1 protein-coding gene is annotated in these 751 nt (G+C 70.8%); it reads right to left on the bottom strand.

What is annotated here, in order from left to right:
• Nucleotides 1-18: 18 nt before the first annotated feature.
• A partial coding sequence (locus AC01FP_RS18315) for a peroxiredoxin-like family protein (protein WP_474482277.1) occupies nt 19-751 on the bottom strand: 733 nt, incomplete at its 5' end.

Raw genomic sequence — 751 nt, 5'->3', positions numbered from 1 at the left:
GGCACGCTGTGGCGGGCGCTACGCGGCCAAAGCCGCAAGCACATCGCGGGGCTCCGCGCGCTCGCGGTAGTCCGCTTCGACGTGGGCGAAGGTGATGCGGCCGTCGCGGCCGATCACGTAGGTGGCCGGCACCGGCAGCACCCAGCGCCCGTTGCCGTTGAGCCCCGCCAGGTCGTTGCCCACCTTGCTGTAGAGCTCGACCAGTGCCGGCGGCATCTCGAAGGCCACGCCGAAGCCGGTCGCCGCTTGAAGCGCCGAATCGCTGAGCACCGGAAAGGCCAGCTCGTTCTTCTCGGCGGTGGAGAGCGAGTTGTCGGGCGTCTGGGGCGACACCGCCACCAGCTGCGCGCCCAGACGTTGCAGTTCGGGCAGCTGCTGCTCCCAGGCCCGCAGCTCCAGGTTGCAGTACGGGCACCAGCCGCCGCGGTAGAAGACCAGCACCAGCGGGCCCCTCGCCCAGAGCGTGGACAGGCGAACGGGCCGGTTCAGGGCGTCGGGCAGGGTCAGGTCCGGGGCCAGGCTGCCCGCCTGCAAGGCGCGGGCTTCGATGCCGGTGGCGCGCAGGTCGGCCGTCGCGGCTTCCATCATCGCCACCCGCTCCGGGGCGGCGCGCTGCTTGAAGCCGGCCTTGTAGCTGGCCAGTTGTTCGGCAAGGGTTGGGCTCTGTTCCATGGGTGTGCTTTCGTTGCAAGAAGCGCAGGTGTGGGTCAGCGGCGCGCCGGCGCGGTGACCGCCAGGATCAGTCCTGTCA

This window comes from Cyanobium sp. NIVA-CYA 375 (assembly GCF_056108345.1).
The sequence above is the reverse complement of the archived record's forward strand: the minus strand, read 5'-3'. Positions and strand labels throughout refer to the sequence as shown.